The organism is Streptomyces sp. NPDC005878, from assembly GCF_040629815.1.
Classification (GTDB): Bacteria; Actinomycetota; Actinomycetes; order Streptomycetales; family Streptomycetaceae; genus Streptomyces.
The window spans coordinates 252,463-268,328 of record NZ_JBEXWK010000003.1 but is presented as its reverse complement, the minus strand read 5'-3'; the positions used below and the strand labels follow the sequence as shown (position 1 = coordinate 268,328).

General features: G+C 72.5%; 13 protein-coding genes. 11 read left to right on the top strand and 2 right to left on the bottom strand.

Annotation, left to right across the window (positions count from 1 at the left end):
- The first annotated feature begins 177 nt into the window (after positions 1 to 177).
- From ABZ404_RS07525 to ABZ404_RS07510, 4 genes are all read left to right on the top strand, one after another.
- A complete protein-coding gene (locus ABZ404_RS07525) occupies positions 178 to 816 on the top strand; it encodes an AIM24 family protein (RefSeq protein WP_358834626.1) in 639 nt (212 codons plus the stop codon).
- A complete protein-coding gene (locus tag ABZ404_RS07520) occupies positions 816 to 1,466 on the top strand; it encodes an AIM24 family protein (RefSeq protein WP_358834625.1) in 651 nt (216 codons plus the stop codon). Before ABZ404_RS07525 ends, ABZ404_RS07520 begins: the two co-directional genes overlap by 1 nt.
- A complete protein-coding gene (locus tag ABZ404_RS07515) occupies positions 1,463 to 2,260 on the top strand; it encodes an AIM24 family protein (protein WP_358834624.1) in 798 nt (265 codons plus the stop codon). Before ABZ404_RS07520 ends, ABZ404_RS07515 begins: the two co-directional genes overlap by 4 nt.
- Positions 2,261 to 2,395: 135 nt before the next feature.
- Entirely contained in the window at positions 2,396 to 2,872 is a 477-nt protein-coding gene (locus tag ABZ404_RS07510) for a MarR family transcriptional regulator (protein WP_358834623.1), read from the top strand.
- Between the two features lie 728 nt (positions 2,873 to 3,600).
- Here ABZ404_RS07510 and meaB read toward each other — a convergent pair.
- Both meaB and ABZ404_RS07500 read right to left on the bottom strand, forming a co-directional pair.
- Positions 3,601 to 4,575: a methylmalonyl Co-A mutase-associated GTPase MeaB gene (meaB, locus tag ABZ404_RS07505; protein ID WP_358834622.1), complete on the bottom strand. Its 975-nt coding sequence runs from the start codon at positions 4,573 to 4,575 to the stop codon at positions 3,601 to 3,603.
- A gap of 52 nt (positions 4,576 to 4,627) precedes the next feature.
- A complete protein-coding gene (locus ABZ404_RS07500) occupies positions 4,628 to 5,830 on the bottom strand; it encodes an acetyl-CoA C-acetyltransferase (protein ID WP_358834621.1) in 1,203 nt (400 codons plus the stop codon).
- Positions 5,831 to 5,967: 137 nt separating this feature from the next.
- On the opposite strand from ABZ404_RS07500, the gene mce reads away from it, so the two are divergent.
- The 7 genes from mce (at position 5,968) to ABZ404_RS07465 (ending at position 15,863) form a co-directional block, all read left to right on the top strand.
- The gene (mce, locus tag ABZ404_RS07495) at positions 5,968 to 6,396 is read left to right on the top strand and encodes a methylmalonyl-CoA epimerase (RefSeq protein WP_358834620.1); all 429 of its coding nucleotides are present in this window, start codon (positions 5,968 to 5,970) and stop codon (positions 6,394 to 6,396) included.
- Between the two features lie 169 nt (positions 6,397 to 6,565).
- Complete coding sequence (scy, locus tag ABZ404_RS07490) at positions 6,566 to 10,693, top strand: polarized growth protein Scy (protein ID WP_358990230.1); 4,128 nt, start codon at positions 6,566 to 6,568, stop codon at positions 10,691 to 10,693.
- A 114-nt stretch (positions 10,694 to 10,807) separates the two neighbouring features.
- Positions 10,808 to 11,746: a cellulose-binding protein gene (locus tag ABZ404_RS07485; RefSeq protein ID WP_101390172.1), complete on the top strand. Its 939-nt coding sequence runs from the start codon at positions 10,808 to 10,810 to the stop codon at positions 11,744 to 11,746.
- A gap of 104 nt (positions 11,747 to 11,850) precedes the next feature.
- On the top strand, positions 11,851 to 12,873 hold the full coding sequence (locus ABZ404_RS07480; protein ID WP_358833285.1) for an ATP-binding cassette domain-containing protein: 1,023 nt from the start codon (positions 11,851 to 11,853) through the stop codon (positions 12,871 to 12,873).
- A 3-nt stretch (positions 12,874 to 12,876) separates the two neighbouring features.
- On the top strand, positions 12,877 to 13,656 hold the full coding sequence (locus tag ABZ404_RS07475; RefSeq protein ID WP_358833286.1) for an ABC transporter permease subunit: 780 nt from the start codon (positions 12,877 to 12,879) through the stop codon (positions 13,654 to 13,656).
- Positions 13,657 to 13,836: 180 nt separating this feature from the next.
- The gene (locus tag ABZ404_RS07470) at positions 13,837 to 15,030 is read left to right on the top strand and encodes an ABC transporter ATP-binding protein (RefSeq protein WP_358833287.1); all 1,194 of its coding nucleotides are present in this window, start codon (positions 13,837 to 13,839) and stop codon (positions 15,028 to 15,030) included.
- Positions 15,027 to 15,863, top strand: a complete 837-nt coding sequence (locus ABZ404_RS07465; protein ID WP_358833288.1) for an ABC transporter permease — start codon at positions 15,027 to 15,029, stop codon at positions 15,861 to 15,863. The genes ABZ404_RS07470 and ABZ404_RS07465 overlap by 4 nt, the downstream gene beginning before the upstream one ends.
- Positions 15,864 to 15,866 lie beyond the last annotated feature (3 nt).

The window sequence follows — 15,866 nt, the reverse complement described above, 5'->3', positions numbered from 1 at the left end:
GGGGCACCTTCGGTGGGAGGGTCGGAGGGTGTTGCTTGTGAACGCAAGCACAAACGTTCCCCATTGTGACACCGGTGGTGCCCGGACCGTGGCGGGGGTCCCCGCGGAGGACCGCGATCGGGGGCCCCGGGGCCCGAAGCCTGGCCCCGGCCGCGACCGGGCGGCTAACGTCAGCCCGTGGCAACGTTCCGACTCCAGGGCAGCAAAGTGCTTGCCGTCGACATGACCGGCGACGCCGTCAAGGCGAAGAACGGCTCGATGGTCGCCTACGACGGCCAGATGGCCTTCAAGAAGATGTCCGGCGGCGGTGAGGGCATCCGCGGCATGGTGACCCGCCGGCTGACCGGCGAATCCATGACCGTGATGGAGGTGAAGGGAAACGGCACCTGCTACTTCGCCGACCGGGCCTCCGAGATCAACCTGGTCTCGCTCCGGGGCGACCGGCTCTGGGTGGAGGCGAGCAACCTGCTCGCCACCGACGCGGGGCTGCGCACCGGCACCACCTTCACCGGGCTGCGCGGGGCGACCCAGGGCAACGGCCTGTTCACGACCACCGTCGAGGGCCACGGCCAGGCGGCGATCATGTCGGACGGGCCCGCGGTGGTGCTGCGGGTCTCCGCGCAGTACCCGCTCATGGTCGACCCCGGCGCCTACATCGCCCACCAGGGCGACCTCCAGCAGCACTTCCAGTCCGGGGTGACCTTCCGCACCCTGCTCGGCGAGGGCTCGGGCGAGGCGTTCCAGATCCGCTTCGAGGGCGAGGGACTGGTCTACGTGCAGCCCAGCGAGCGCAACACGGTCGGAGGGGACGTCTGATGCCCTTCCGCGAGATCAACTCCAAGATGGTCGAGGCCGTGGTGGCTCCCGGCCAGAAGATGTTCAGCCAGCGCGGCGCGATGCTCGCGTACAAGGGCGAGGTGTCGTTCACGCCCAACATGCAGGGCGGCCAGGGCGGGCTGATGTCGATGATCGGCCGGCGGGTGGCCAACGAGGCGACCCCGCTGATGACGGTCGAGGGCAGCGGCACCGTGATGTTCGGCCACGGCGGCCACCACATCCAGGTCATCAACCTCGCCGGGGACACGCTCTATGTGGAGGCGGACCGGCTGCTCGCCTTCGACGGCACCCTCCAGCAGGGCACCATGTTCCTGGGCTCGCAGGGCGGAGTCATGGGCATGGTCCGGGGCCAGGTGACCGGGCAGGGCCTGTTCACCACCACCCTCAAGGGCCACGGCGCGGTCGCCGTGATGGCGCACGGCGGGGTCGTCGAGCTGCCGATCACCCCGCAGCGCCCGGTCCACGTCGACCCGCAGGCGTACGTGGCCCACCACGGTGACGTACGCAACAAGCTGTCCACGGCGCTGGGCTGGCGGGACATGGTGGGCCGGGGCTCGGGAGAGGCCTTCCAGCTCGAACTGTCCGGCAGCGGCGCGGTGTACGTCCAGGCCTCGGAGGAGAAGCTGTGAGCACCCCTCAGCCCGGCGGGCCGACGGTCTTCGACCCGCACTCGCTGCCCGCCGACGACAACGTCAACAAGTACACCTTCTGCGTGGAGCTCAAGTCGAGCCAGTGGTTCCTCCAGAAGGGCAAGATGATCGCCTACTACGGGCGCATCGACTTCAACGGCATCGGCCACGGCCGCCTGGACCGGCTGCTGCGCACCAGCTTCCACTCGCCGCTGCACGCGAGCGACTGGGTGGTGGCGGAGGGCTCCGGCAAGATGCTGCTCGCGGACCGGGCGTTCGACGTCAACTCCTACGACCTGGACGAGGGCAACCTGACGATCCGGGCCGGGAACCTGCTGGCCTACCAGCCGACGCTCGCCCTGAAGCAGTCGATCGTGCCGGGATTCCTCACCCTGATCGGAACCGGGAAGTTCGTGGCGGCGTCCAACGGACCGGTGGTGTTCATGGAGCCGCCGATCCGGGTGGACCCGCAGGCGCTGGTCGGCTGGGCCGACTGCCCCTCGCCCTGCCACCACTACGATCACGGCTACATGACGGGCGTACTGGGCGGAATCCGGTCACTGACCGGGCTCGGCGGGACGTCCGGCGAGGAGCACCAGTTCGAGTTCGTGGGCGCGGGCACGGTGCTGCTCCAGTCCACCGAGGTGCTGATGGCCGAGCAGACGACCGGGCAGGTCCCCGCGGAGCCGGGCGTTCCGGGCGGTGGGGCGGCGGGCGGGGGGCACGGTCCGGCGGGTTCGGCACCGCGTCTTCCCGGCCAGCTCGGGGACCTCCAGCGTCGCTTCGGCCTGTGAGCGGTAGTCTGCGGAGTGTGACGTCGAACGCGTGCACCCTTGCCGGGCGCTGACCACGACCCTTGTGCCGGTGCGTGCGGGGCGTCACATTCCGAGGCTTCGTTCAGAATTCAACTTCTTAGGTAGAATCCACATATGGAGACCGAGACGGCCACCAACTGGCTGACCGAAAGCGAGCAGTGCGCCTGGCGTACCTATCTGGACGTCAACAGGATGCTGACGCACCAGATGGAAAAGGACCTGCAGCCGTTCGGCCTGACCAACAACGACTACGAGATCCTGGTCAACCTCTCGGAGGCCGAGGGGCAGCGGCTGCGCATGAGCGACCTCGCCGCCGCGACCCTTCAGTCCAAGAGCCGCCTCTCGCACCAGATCACCCGGATGGAGAACGCGGGGCTGGTGCGGAGGGAGAACTGCGAGTCCGACCGGCGGGGGTTGTTCGCGGTGCTGACGGAGGCGGGGGTGGAGACGATGGAGAAGGTGGCGCCGCATCATGTGGCGTCGGTGCGCAAGCACTTCATCGATCTGCTGTCGAGTGAGGCGCTGGCGGATCTGCGGGCTTCGTTGACGCCGGTGGCGGAGCATCTGCGGGGGCACCGGGGCAAACTCTGATCGCCCCCACCCCGCCCCTTCCCTAAACCCTCCGGGGGTGGGGGAGGCTTTCCCCGGGGGCTACACCCCCGGCCCCCCGGCGCGGGGCCTACGGCCCCCGCACCCCGCTTTCGCGTTCGCCCGCGGGCCGGTGGGGGCTGAGCGCGCCGTTCCCCGCGCCCCTTAAAGGCGGGGCTTGCGCCCCGGACGTGCAGCCGGCTTTCGCGTTCGTCTGCGGGCCGGTGGGGGCTGAGCGCGCCGTTCCCCGCGCCCCTTAAAGGCGGGGCTTGCGCCCCGGGCCCGCGGCCGGCTTTCGCGTTCGTCTGCGGGCCGGTGGGGGCTGATCGCGCAGTTCCCCGCGCCCCTTAAAGGCGGGGCTTGCGCCCCGGGCCCGCAGCCGGCTTTCACGTTCGTCCGCAGGCCGGCGGGGCCCAGCGCGCCGTTCCCCGCGCCCCTTGAGGGCGGGGCCGTGCCCCGGCCCTCGGGCGCCGGAGGCGGCTTGAGGGGCGCGGGGAACTGCGCGACCAGCCCACCACGGTCCGCAGACAAAAGGCCCTCCGGCGTTAGCCCCTTCGGCGTTAGCCCCTCCGGCGTTTGAGGAGCGGGGTGCGGGGCGGAGCCCCGGGTGGGGTTCGGGGGCCGGGGGCGGAGCCCCGGGGTGCGTCCGGGGCCGCGGGCCCCGCGATGGGGGGCTGGGGCGGAGCCCCGGAAAAACCTCATCCGGACCACCCGCCCGCCCCCGGCAGGGTTCAGGTGGAGGGGCGGGGTGGGGCCGACGTCAGGACCGCTACCAGTTCGTCCGCCGCCGCGTACGGATCCAGCTCGCCCCCGACGATCCGCGACGCCAGCGCGTCCAGGCGGCGGTCGCCGCGCAGGTCGCCGATCCGCTCCCGCAGGGCCGTCACCGCGATCGTCTCGACCTCGCGGGACGCGCGGGCCAGGCGCCGCTCGGCCAGCACGCCCCGCTCCTCCATCCACGCGCGGTGCTTCTCCAGCGCCTCCACCAGCTCCTCGACGCCCTCGGAGCGGGCCGCCACCGTCTTGACGATGGGCGGCCGCCAGTCGCCGGGGCCTCGGGACTCCCCCAGGCCCAGCATGTGGTTCAGCTCACGGGCCGTGGCGTCCGCGCCGTCCCGATCCGCCTTGTTCACCACGTACACGTCACCGATCTCCAGGATCCCGGCCTTGGCCGCCTGGATGCCGTCGCCCATGCCGGGCGCCAGCAGTACCACCGAGGTGTCCGCCTGGGAGGCGATCTCGACCTCGGACTGGCCGACACCGACCGTCTCCACCAGGATCACCTCGCAGCCCGCCGCGTCCAGGACGCGGATCGCCTGCGGGGCCGACCAGGCGAGGCCGCCCAGATGGCCGCGGGTCGCCATGGAGCGGATGTAGACGCCGGGGTCGGAGGCGTGGTCCGACATGCGGACGCGGTCGCCGAGCAGCGCGCCCCCGGAGAACGGCGAGGACGGGTCGACGGCAAGGACACCCACCCGCTTCCCCGCCCGCCGGTACGCCGTCACCAGCGCCGACGTCGAGGTCGACTTGCCGACGCCCGGCGAGCCGGTGAGCCCCACCACGTACGCCCCGCCCGTCAGCGGCGCCAACCGCGCCATCACCTCGCGCAGTTGCGGGGACGCCCCCTCGACCAGCGAGATCAGCCGGGCCACGGCCCGCGGCCGGCCCTCTCTCGCCTGTGCCACCAGTTCGGGGACGTCCACCATTGCCGCTCCGTTCGGTTCAGGGGTCGTTGCGTACGTACAGCGGGAGTGGCCCCTACTTGCCGGGGACCTTGATGATCAGGGCGTCGCCCTGGCCGCCGCCGCCGCACAGCGCCGCCGCGCCCGTACCGCCGCCGCGCCGCTTGAGCTCCAGCGCCAGGTGGAGCACCACGCGCGCGCCCGACATGCCGATGGGGTGGCCCAGGGCGATCGCGCCACCGTTGACATTCACCTTTTCCGGGGAGACGCCGAGGTCTTTCATTGACTGGACGGCGACCGCAGCGAACGCCTCGTTGATCTCGATGAGGTCGAGGTCCTCGACGCCGAGGCCCTCCTTGGACAGGGCGTGCCGGATCGCGTTGGACGGCTGGGACTGGAGCGAGTTGTCGGGGCCCGCCACATTGCCGTGCGCGCCGATCTCGGCGATCCACTCCAGGCCCAGCTCCTCGGCCTTGGCCTTGGACATGACCACGACCGCGGCCGCGCCGTCCGAGATCTGCGAGGAGGTGCCGGCCGTGATGGTGCCGTCCTTGGCGAAGGCCGGGCGCAGCTTGCCGAGGGACTCGGCGGTCGTCTCCGCGCGGATGCCCTCGTCCTTGGCGAAGACCACCGGCTCGCCCTTGCGCTGCGGGATCTCCACCGGGGTGATCTCGGCCTCGAAGAGCCCGTTCTTCTGGGCGGCGGCGGCGCGCTGGTGGGAGGTGGCGGCGAAGGCGTCCTGCGGGGCGCGCTCGATGCCGAGGCGGGTGTTGTGCTTCTCCGTGGACTCGCCCATCGCGATGTTCTCGAACGCGTCGGTGAGACCGTCGTACGCCATCGCGTCGAGCATCTCGATGGCGCCGTACTTGTAGCCCTCGCGGGACTTCGGCAGCAGGTGCGGCGCGTTGGTCATCGACTCCTGGCCGCCCGCGACCACCACGTCGAACTCGCCGGCGCGGATCAGCTGGTCCGCCAGCGCGATCGCGTCGAGGCCGGAGAGGCAGACCTTGTTGATCGTGAGCGCGGGCACGTTCATCGGGATGCCGGCCTTGACGGCGGCCTGGCGGGCGGGGATCTGGCCCGCGCCGGCCTGGAGCACCTGGCCCATGATCACGTACTGCACCTGGTCGCCGCCGATGCCGGCCCGGTCGAGCGCGGCCTTGATGGCCACGCCGCCGAGGTCCGCGCCGGAGAAGGACTTGAGGGAGCCGAGCAGTCGGCCCATGGGCGTGCGGGCGCCCGCGACGATCACTGAGGTGGTACCGGTCGTTCCAGACATGAGGCACGGCCCCTTGGGGATGAGGAGTGAACGAGGGTTTACATGAATGTACTGAGCGGTACGCGGGGCGTCACCGGGCAGCCGGTGTGATCGCGCGCACGTTGCGTAACCACCTCCCGGGGCGGTGCACTGGTCGCATGCTGACGCGCATCGACCACATCGGGATCGCCTGTTTCGACCTCGACAAGACCGTCGAGTTCTATCGTGCTACGTACGGATTCGAGGTGTATCACTCCGAGATCAACGAGGAGCAGGGCGTGCGGGAGGCCATGCTCAAGATCAACGATACGTCCGACGGCGGCGCCTCCTACCTCCAGCTCCTGGAGCCCACCCGGGAGGACTCCGCGGTGGGCAAGTGGCTGGCCAAGAACGGCGAGGGCGTGCACCACATCGCCTTCGGCACGGCCGACGTCGACGGGGACGCCGAGGCCGTCCGCGGCAAGGGCGTCCGGGTCCTCTACGACCAGCCGCGCATCGGTTCGATGGGGTCCCGCATCACGTTCCTGCACCCCAAGGACTGCCACGGCGTACTGACCGAACTGGTCACCTCGGCGGACGAGCACTGACCCCGGGATTCCGGGGCCGGTACAGTGGGCCCTTCCGGGCCGGGGTCGGGTCGGGGCCTGGGACCCACGCCCCCTTGTCGATCTGACACCATTCACCGGGGGCCCGTCCGTCGTCGGACGGTGCTCGTACGGGCAGTGTTCGCGACCAGGGGACGGATGGGACCGCGCAGTGCGGGGCTACGAACGCCAGGACAGCCACCGGCCTGACGACCACCTCTCGCGGTTCGAGGCCGAGATGGACCGGCTGAAGACCGAGCGGGAGAAGGCCGTCCAGCACGCCGAGGACCTCGGCTACCAGGTCGAGGTGCTGCGCGCCAAGCTGCACGAGGCGCGCCGCAACCTCGCGACGCGTCCTGCCTATGACGCCGCGGACATCGGCTACCAGGCCGAACAGCTGCTGCGCAACGCGCAGATGCAGGCCGAGCAACTCCGCAACGACGCCGAGCGCGAGCTGCGCGAGGCCCGTGCCCAGACCCAGCGCATCCTCCAGGAGCACGCCGAGCACCAGGCCCGGCTCCAGGCCGAGCTGCACGCGGAGGCGGTCAACCGCCGCCAGCGGCTCGACCAGGAGCTGGCCGAGCGGCGCGCGACCGTGGAGTCCCACGTCAACGAGAACGTGGCGTGGGCCGAGCAGTTGCGGGCGCGGACCGAGTCGCAGGCCAGGCGGCTGCTGGAGGAGTCGCGCGCCGAGAGCGAGGCGGCGCTGGCCGCCGCCCGCGCGGAGGCCGCGCGGCTGGCCGAGGAGACCCGTCAACGCCTCGGCGCCGAGGCCGAGTCGGCCCGTACCGAAGCCGAAGCGATCCTGCTGCGGGCCCGCAAGGACGCCGAGCGGCTGCTGACCGCCGCCTCCACGCAGGCCCAGGAGGCCACCTCCCACGCCGAGCAGCTGCGCTCGTCGACCACCGCCGAGTCCGACCAGGCGCGCCGGCAGGCGGCCGAGCTGAGCCGGGCCGCCGAGCAGCGGATGCAGGAGGCCGAGTCGGCGCTGCGCGAGGCGCGCGCCGAGGCCGAGAAGGTGCTGGCCGAGGCGAAGGAGTCGGCGGCCAGGCAGCTCGCGGGCGCCGAGTCCGCCAACGAGCAGCGCACCCGTACCGCCAAGACCGAGATCGCCCGGCTCGTGGCCGAGGCCACCAAGGAGTCCGAGGCGCTCAAGACGGAGGCCGAGCAGGCGCTCGCCGACGCCCGCGCCGAGGCCGAGCGGCTTCTCTCGGAGGCCGCCGAGAAGGCCCGCACCAGCGCCGCCGAGGACACCGCCGCCCAGCTCGCCAAGGCCGCGAGGGCCGCCGAGGAGGTGCTCTCCAAGGCCTCCGCGGACGCCCAGGAGACCACCCGCAAGGCGTCCGAGGAGGCCGAGCGGATCCGCCGCGAGGCAGACGCCGAGGCGGAGCGGCTGCGCCTGGAGGCCGAGGAGCGGGCCGACGAGCTCAAGGGCGCGGCCAAGGACGACACCAAGGAGTACCGCGCCAGGACGGTCGAGCTCCAGGAGGAGGCGCGCCGGCTGCGCGGCGAGGCCGAGCAGCTGCGGGCCGAGGCGGTCGCCGAGGGCGAGCGCATCCGGGGCGAGGCGCGCCGCGAGGGCGTCCAGCAGATCGAGGAGGCGGCCAGGACCGCCGAGGAGCTGCTGACCAAGGCGAAGGCCGACGCGGAGGAGCTGCGCACCTCGGCGGGCGCCGAGTCGGAGCGGGTCCGCGGCGAGGCCATGGAGCGCGCCACGACCCTGCGCAAGCAGGCCGAGGAGACCCTGGAGCGCACCCGCGCCGAGGCCGAGCGGATGCGCGCGGAGGCCGAGGAGCAGGCCGAGGCCGTCCGGGCGGCCGCCGAGCAGGCCGCGGCCACGCTGCGCGAGGAGACCGAGCGGGCCGTCGCGGCCCGCCAGGCCGAGGCCGCCGCCGAGTTGGCGCGGCTGCACACCGAGGCCGAGCAGCGGCACGCCTCCGCCGGGCAGGCGCTCGCCGAGGCGCGCGGCGAGAGCGAGCGGATCCGGCGCGAGGCCGCCGAGGAGACCGAGCGGCTGCGCGCGGAGGCCGCCGAGCGCGTCCGTACGCTCACGGCGCAGGCCGAGCAGGAGGCCGAGCGGCTGCGTACCGAGGCCGCCGCCGACGCCTCGACCGCCCGTGCCGAGGCCGAGGGCGCCGCCGTACGGCTGCGGTCCGAGGCGGCCGCGGAGGCCGAGCGGCTGAAGTCCGAGGCGCAGGAGACCGCCGACCGGATGCGCGCGGAGGCCGCGGCCGCCGCCGAGCGGGTCGGCGCGGAGGCCGCCGAGGCGCTCGCCGCCGCCCAGGAGGAGGCCGCGCGCCGGCGCCGCGAGGCGGAGGAGACGCTGGACTCGGCGCGCAGCGAGGCCGGTTCGGAGCGGGCGCAGGCCCGCGAGCAGAGCGAGGAGCTGCTGGCCTCCGCCCGCAAGCGGGTGGAGGAGGCGCAGGCCGAGGCGGTGCGGCTGGGCGAGGAGGCCGACCGGCGCGCCACCGAGCTGGTGGCCGCCGCCGAGCAGACCGCCCAGCAGGTCCGGGACTCCGTCGCGGGGCTGCGCGAGGAGGCCGAGCAGGAGATCGCCGGGCTGCGCTCCACGGCCGAGCACGTGGCGGAGCGTACGAAGACGGAGGCGCAGCAGGAGGCGGACCGGGTCCGCGCCGACGCGCACGCCGAGCGCGAGCGCGCCGCCGAGGACGCCCAGCGGATGCGCGCCCGGGCGCAGGAGGAGGCCGAGGCCGCCAGGGAGCTCGCCGAGCGGACCGTGGCGGACGCCATCGCGGAGGCGGAGAAGGCCCGTTCGGACGCCTCGGAGTACGCGCAGCGGATGCGTACCGAGGCCTCGGACGCGCTGGCCTCCTCCGAGCAGGACGCCGCCCGCACCCGGGCGGACGCCCGCGAGGACGCCAACCGCATCCGCGGTGACGCCGCGAGCCAGGCCGACCGGCTGGTCACCGAGGCCGCTTCGGAGGCCGAGCGGCTCGCCGCCGAGTCGACGGCGACCGCCGAGCGGCTGGTGGCGGAGGCTCAGCAGCTGCGCGACGAGGGCCAGTCGGAGCACGACCGGCTGCTCGCGGAGGCCACCGCCCACGCCGAGCGCACCACCTCCGAGGCCGACACCTATGTCGAGCTCGTCACCACCGAGGCGCGCGCGGACGCCGGCGCGGTCCTGGCCGCCGCGGCGGCCGAGGCCGAGCAGACGGTCACCGACGCCCGCGAGCAGGGCGAACTGCTCCTGAGCGAGGCGCGTTCGGAGGCGGAGCGGCTGCTGGACGAGGCACGCCAGGCCGCCGACAAGCGGCGCGCGGACGCGGCGGCGCAGGCGGACCAGCTCGTCGCGGAGGCGACCGGCGAGGCCGAGCGGATGCTCACCGAGGCGAACGGGGAGGCGGAGCGGCTGCGCGCCGAGGCCGCCGAGACCGTGGGCTCGGCCCAGCAGGCCGCGGAGCGGATCCGCGCGGAGGCCGAGAAGAGCCGCGCCCGGATCGAGGAGGCGGCCGAGAAGACCCGTGCCGAGGCCCGCGAGGAGGCCGACCGGCTGCTGGACGAGGCGCGTACCGCCGCGGCCAAGCGCCGTGCGGACGCGGCCGAGCAGGCGGACCAGCTCGTGGCGAAGGCCCAGGAGGAGGCGCTGCTCGCGGCGACGCTGGCGGAGGAGCAGGCCGACACGATGGTGGGCGCGGCCCGCAAGGAGGCCGAGCGGCTCGTCGCGGAGGCGACCGTGGAGGGCAATACGCTGGTGGAGAAGGCCCGTACGGACGCGGACGAGCTGCTCGCCGGGGCGCGCGCGGACGCGACGGCCATAAGGGAGCGCACCGAGGAGGTGCGGGCCCGGACCGAGGCGGAGATCGAGGAGCTGCACGAGCGGGCCCGGCGCGAGAGCGCGGAGCAGATGAAGACGGCGGGCGAGCGCGTCGACAAGCTGGTCAAGGCCGCCACCGAGCAGACGGAGCAGGCCGAGGCGAAGGCCAAGGAGCTGCTCTCGGACGCCAACTCCGAGGCGAGCAAGGTGCGGATCGCGGCGGTGAAGAAGGCCGAGGCGCTGCTCAAGGAGGCGGAGACCAAGAAGGCCGAGCTGATCCGCGAGGCGACCAGACTGCGCGACGAGGCGGCGGCGGAGGCCCGGCGCACGGTCGACGAGGGCAAGCGCGAGCTGGACGTGCTGGTCCGGCGCCGGGCGGACATCAACGCGGAGATCTCGCGTGTCCAGGACGTCCTGGAGGCGTTGGAGTCTTTCGAGGCCCCGGCCTCCGGCGGCAAGGAGGCCGCCAAGGCGGGGGCCTCGGCCGGAGCAACCCGTTCGAGTGGCAAGTCTTCGGAGGGGTAGCCACTCAAAAGGCTGGACATTCTCCAGATCAAACGGGCATACGCTCGATGCCACGCCGCCTGGGCCCCTAGGATTCCCCCTATCACCTCACCGGTCTCATTCGACAGGAACCCCATGAGCGACACTTCCTCCCCCTTCGGCTTCGAGCTCGTGCGGCGTGGTTACGACCGCGGTCAGGTGGACGACCGCATTACCAAGCTCGTCGCCGACCGTGACAGCGCTCTGGCACGGATCACTTCTCTGGAAAAGCGCATCGAGGAACTGCACCTCGAAACGCAGAACGCCCAGGCCCAGGTGAACGACGCGGAGCCGTCGTACGCGGGCCTCGGCGCGCGGGTCGAGAAGATCCTGCGTCTCGCCGAGGAAGAGGCGAAGGACCTGCGCGAGGAGGCGCGCCGCGCCGCCGAGCAGCACCGCGAGCTGGCCGAGTCGGCGGCCCAGCAGGTGCGCAACGACGCCGAGTCGTTCGCCGCCGAGCGCAAGGCGAAGGCGGAGGACGAGGGCGTCCGGATCGTCGAGAAGGCGAAGGGTGACGCCTCCACGCTGCGCTCCGAGGCGCAGAAGGACGCGCAGTCCAAGCGCGAGGAGGCGGACGCCCTCTTCGAGGAGACCCGCGCCAAGGCCGCGCAGGCGGCGGCCGACTTCGAGACGAACCTCGCCAAGCGCCGCGAGCAGTCCGAGCGTGACCTGGCCTCGCGTCAGGCGAAGGCGGAGAAGCGTCTCGCCGAGATCGAGCACCGCGCCGAGCAGCTCCGCCTGGAGGCCGAGAAGCTGCGTACGGACGCGGAGCGCCGGGCCCGTCAGACGGTCGAGACGGCCCAGCGCCAGGCCGAGGACATCGTGGCGGACGCCAACGCCAAGGCCGACCGCATCCGTTCGGAATCCGAGCGCGAGCTGGCGGCGCTCACCAACCGCCGCGACTCGATCAACGCGCAGCTGACCAACGTCCGCGAGATGCTGGCGACCCTCACGGGCGCGGCGGTCGCGGCGGCCGGCTCCCCGGTCGACGACGAGCCCGTCTCGCGCGGCGTCCCGGCGCAGCAGTCCCGCTAGTCCCGTCCGTGCCGCAGCTCCTCCCCCGTGGGCTGCGTCGGTGACGCGATGAGCCCCTCGCCACTCCGGTGGCGGGGGGCTTTGTCCGCCCCTATCGTGGCCGCATGATCGAGCTGGCCGGTCTCACCAAGCGCTTCGGCGACAAGACCGCGGTCGACGACCTGTCGTTCCAGGTGCGGCCGGGTGTGGTGACCGGCTTCCTGGGCCCCAACGGCGCCGGCAAGTCCACCACCATGCGGATGATGCTCGACCTCGACAACCCGACCAGCGGCACCGTGCGCATCGACGGGCGGCACTACCGCGAGCTGGACGAGCCGTTGAAGTACATCGGCGCGCTCCTCGACGCCAAGTCGATGCACGGCGGCCGCAGCGCGTACAACAACCTGCTGTGCCTGGCGCAGTCGAACCGGATTCCCGAGCGCCGGGTCGCCGAGGTCCTCGACACGGTCGGGCTGACGGCGGTGGCGAAGAAGAAGTCCAAGGGGTTCTCGCTCGGCATGGGCCAGCGGCTGGGAATCGCCTCCGCGCTGCTCGGCGACCCCGAGATCCTGATGTTCGACGAACCCGTCAATGGTCTGGACCCCGAGGGAATTCACTGGATCCGCAATCTGATGAAAGCCCTCGCGGCGGAGGGCAGAACGATCTTCGTCTCGTCTCATCTGATGAGCGAAATGGCGCTGACGGCGGATCATTTGATCGTCATCGGCCAGGGCCGACTGCTCGCCGATACATCGATGGCGGATTTCATTCGGCAGAATTCACGGAGTTTCGTCCGGCTGCGCTCGCCCCAATGGGAACACCTGCTCGATGTCCTGGCGCGGGCCGGGATCCCCGTCACCCAGACCGGGGACGGCGCCCTGGAGGTCGACAACGGCAGGATCGAGCGGCTCGGCGAGCTGGCCGCGCAGCACCGGATCGTCCTGCACGAGCTGTCGGGCCAGCAGGCCTCGCTGGAGGAGGCGTTCATGCGGATGACGGCGGGATCGGTGGAGTACCACGCGCACTCCGACAGCGCGCACGGCCCGGCCCCGGCGGCGCCGGCGCCGGCCTGGGGCGAGGGCTACCGGGCCCGGACCCGGGGAGGCCCGGCCGGGAACACCCCGGACGGCCCGGACCGGGGGGTGTGACCGATGGCCTCGGTACCCGCGGTCCTCCGCTCGGAGTGGACCAAGATCCGGTCGGTCTCCTCCACGTCCTGGACGCTGATCTGCGCGTTCGTCGTCACCGTCGCGGTGAGCGCGGCCCTGTGCGCGCTGATGAAGTCGCAGTTCGACGATCTCAAGCCGGCCGAGCGCATGACGTTCGACGCGACCTACATCAGCTTCTCGGGGATGGTGCTCGGCCAGCTGGCGATGGTGGTCTTCGGCGTCCTGGTGGTCGGTACCGAGTACAGCTCGGGCATGATCCGCACCTCGCTGGCCGCCGTGCCGCGGCGCGCCACCTTCCTCTTCGCCAAGCTCCTGGTGGCCACCGCGCTCGCCCTGGTCGTGGGCATGGCGACCAGCTTCCTCTCCTTCTTCCTCGGCCAGGCGCTGCTCGGCCCGCACCGCACCGCCATCGGCGAGCCGAACGTGCTGCGGGCGGTCGTCGGGGCGGGGCTCTACATGGCGCTGATCGCCCTCTTCTCGATGGGCGTGGCCACGATGCTGCGCAGCTCGATGCTCTCGCTCGGCATCCTGATGCCGTTCTTCTTCCTGATCTCGCAGATCCTGTCGGCGGTCCCGGGCGCCAAGAAGGTGGCCCGTTACTTCCCCGACCAGGCGGGCTCCAAGATCATGCAGGTGGTGCCGAACGCGATGAACAGCGAACCGCCGCCGTACGGGCCGTGGGCCGGGCTCGGGATCATGGCGCTGTGGGTGGCGGCGGCGCTCGCGGGCGGCTACCTCGTCCTCAGAAAACGCGACGCCTGAACCCGCGACGGGCCCCCGACCTGCGGAAAGTCGGTGGACATAAGGGACGAAAGCCGACGTAACCCAACTGTCATCGCTTGGCCGGAACCGTAAAGTCCTGGATAAGCTCCTCACTCATACGGGGGCACCCTGGCGATCGGCCACCGCCCCGACGACCCACACCGTCGATGGGGCTGGAGAATGATCGAGGCAGTCGGCCTGACGAAGCGCTACGGCGCCAAGACAGCCGTGTACAACCTTTCCTTCCAGGTGAGGCCGGGCGCCGTCACCGGCTTCCTGGGGCCCAACGGCTCCGGCAAGTCGACGACCATGCGCATGATCCTCGGCCTGGACCAGCCCACGTCCGGTCATGTCACCATCGGCGGCCACCCCTACCGCTCGCTCCCCAACGCGCCCCGCCAGGTCGGCGCGCTGCTCGACGCCAAGGCCGTCCACGGCGGCCGCAGCGCCCGCAACCACCTGCTCTCGCTCGCCCAGCTCTCGGGCATCCCGGCCCGCCGGGTCGACGAGGTGCTCGGGGTCGTCGGGCTCCAGGAGGTGGCCGGCAAGCGCTCCAAGGGGTTCTCGCTCGGCATGGGCCAGCGGCTGGGCATCGCCGCGGCCCTGCTCGGCGACCCCCAGGTGCTGCTCTTCGACGAGCCGGTCAACGGCCTCGACCCCGAGGGCATCCTGTGGGTGCGCAACCTCATGAAGCGGCTCGCCGCCGAGGGCCGTACCGTCTTCGTCTCCTCGCACCTGATGAGCGAGATGGCGCTGACCGCCGACCACCTCATCGTGATCGGCCGGGGGCAGCTGCTCGCCGACATGAGCGTCACGGACTTCATCTCCCACAACTCCGCCGACTTCGCGCGCGTGCGCACCCCCGAGCCCACGGGCCGGGAGAAGCTGACGGCCACGCTGACCGAGGCCGGCGGCCAGGTCATGCCGGAGCCGGACGGCGCCCTGCGGGTGACCGGCCTCGCGCTGCCGCGCATCAGCGACCTCGCCCACGAGGCGGACGTACGCCTGTGGGAGCTCTCCCCGCACCAGGCCTCGCTGGAGGAGGCGTACATGCGGATGACGCAGGGCGCGGTGGACTACCGCTCCACGGCCGACCAGAAGGCCGGTCTGATGCAGCCGCTGCCGCCCGGCCACCAGCCGCCGCCGGTGATCCCCGAGGTGCCGACCCAGGGCTGGTACGCCCCGCCGCCGCCCGGGCAGAACCCCTACGCGGCCCCGCACGCCCCCGCGCAGGCCCCGGCGGCGCCCCCGGGTGCCCCGGCCGCCCCGGCGCAGGCTCCCGTGCCGCAGGCGCCCGCCGCGGCCCCGCGGCAGCCCGCTCCGGCCGCCCCCGCGACCGCCCCCTCCCTGACCAAGCCCGAGGACGCCCGATGACCACCCCCCACCAGCAGCAGGCACCGGGTGCGCCCCTCGGGACGTACACCTCGCCGATCCCGGTGCGGCCCGCCTCCCTCGGCGACGCCATCGCCTCGGAGTGGACGAAGATCCGCTCGGTGCGCTCCACCCTGTGGACCCTCGGCGTGCTGATCGCGCTCGTGATCGGCATCGGACTGCTCGCCGCGGTCGCGGTCAACTCCTCCAGCTCGGACATGGGCGACACCCCGCTCCTCGCCCTGGGGTTCTACGGCGTCCTGCTCGGCTCGATCTGCGTGATCACGCTCGGCGTGCTGACCATCGCCTCCGAGTACGGCACGGGCATGATCCGCACCACGCTGACGGCCTGCCCCAGCCGGGCCCGGATCCTCGCCGCCAAGTCGATCGTCTTCTTCCTGCTGTCCTTCGTCATCGTCACGCTCACCACAGGGCTGGTGGCGATGATGCAGACGGGGATGGTGGACAGCGCCGCGCAGCCGACCGGCTCCGAGCTGTTCAAGGCGACGGTCGGCGTCGGCCTCTACGTCTCCACGCTCGGCCTGCTCTCGCTCGCGGTCGGCGCGGTGATCCGGCACTCGGCCGGCGCGATCACGATCATGATCGGCCTGGTGCTGCTGCCGCTGGTGCTCGGCCTGTTCATGTTCTCGCCGTCGCTGGAGTCGGTGCGCGACGCCCTGTTCGAGTACTCGATCCCCAGCCAGCTGGCCGTCTTCTACGGCTCCACGGTGAGCGACTCGGGCCCCACCGGCTGGACCCCGCTGCTGATCCTGGGCGCGGTCTCGGCGGCGGCGCTCGGCGGTGCCTTCGCGGCGCTCAACAGCCGGGACGTGTGAGGC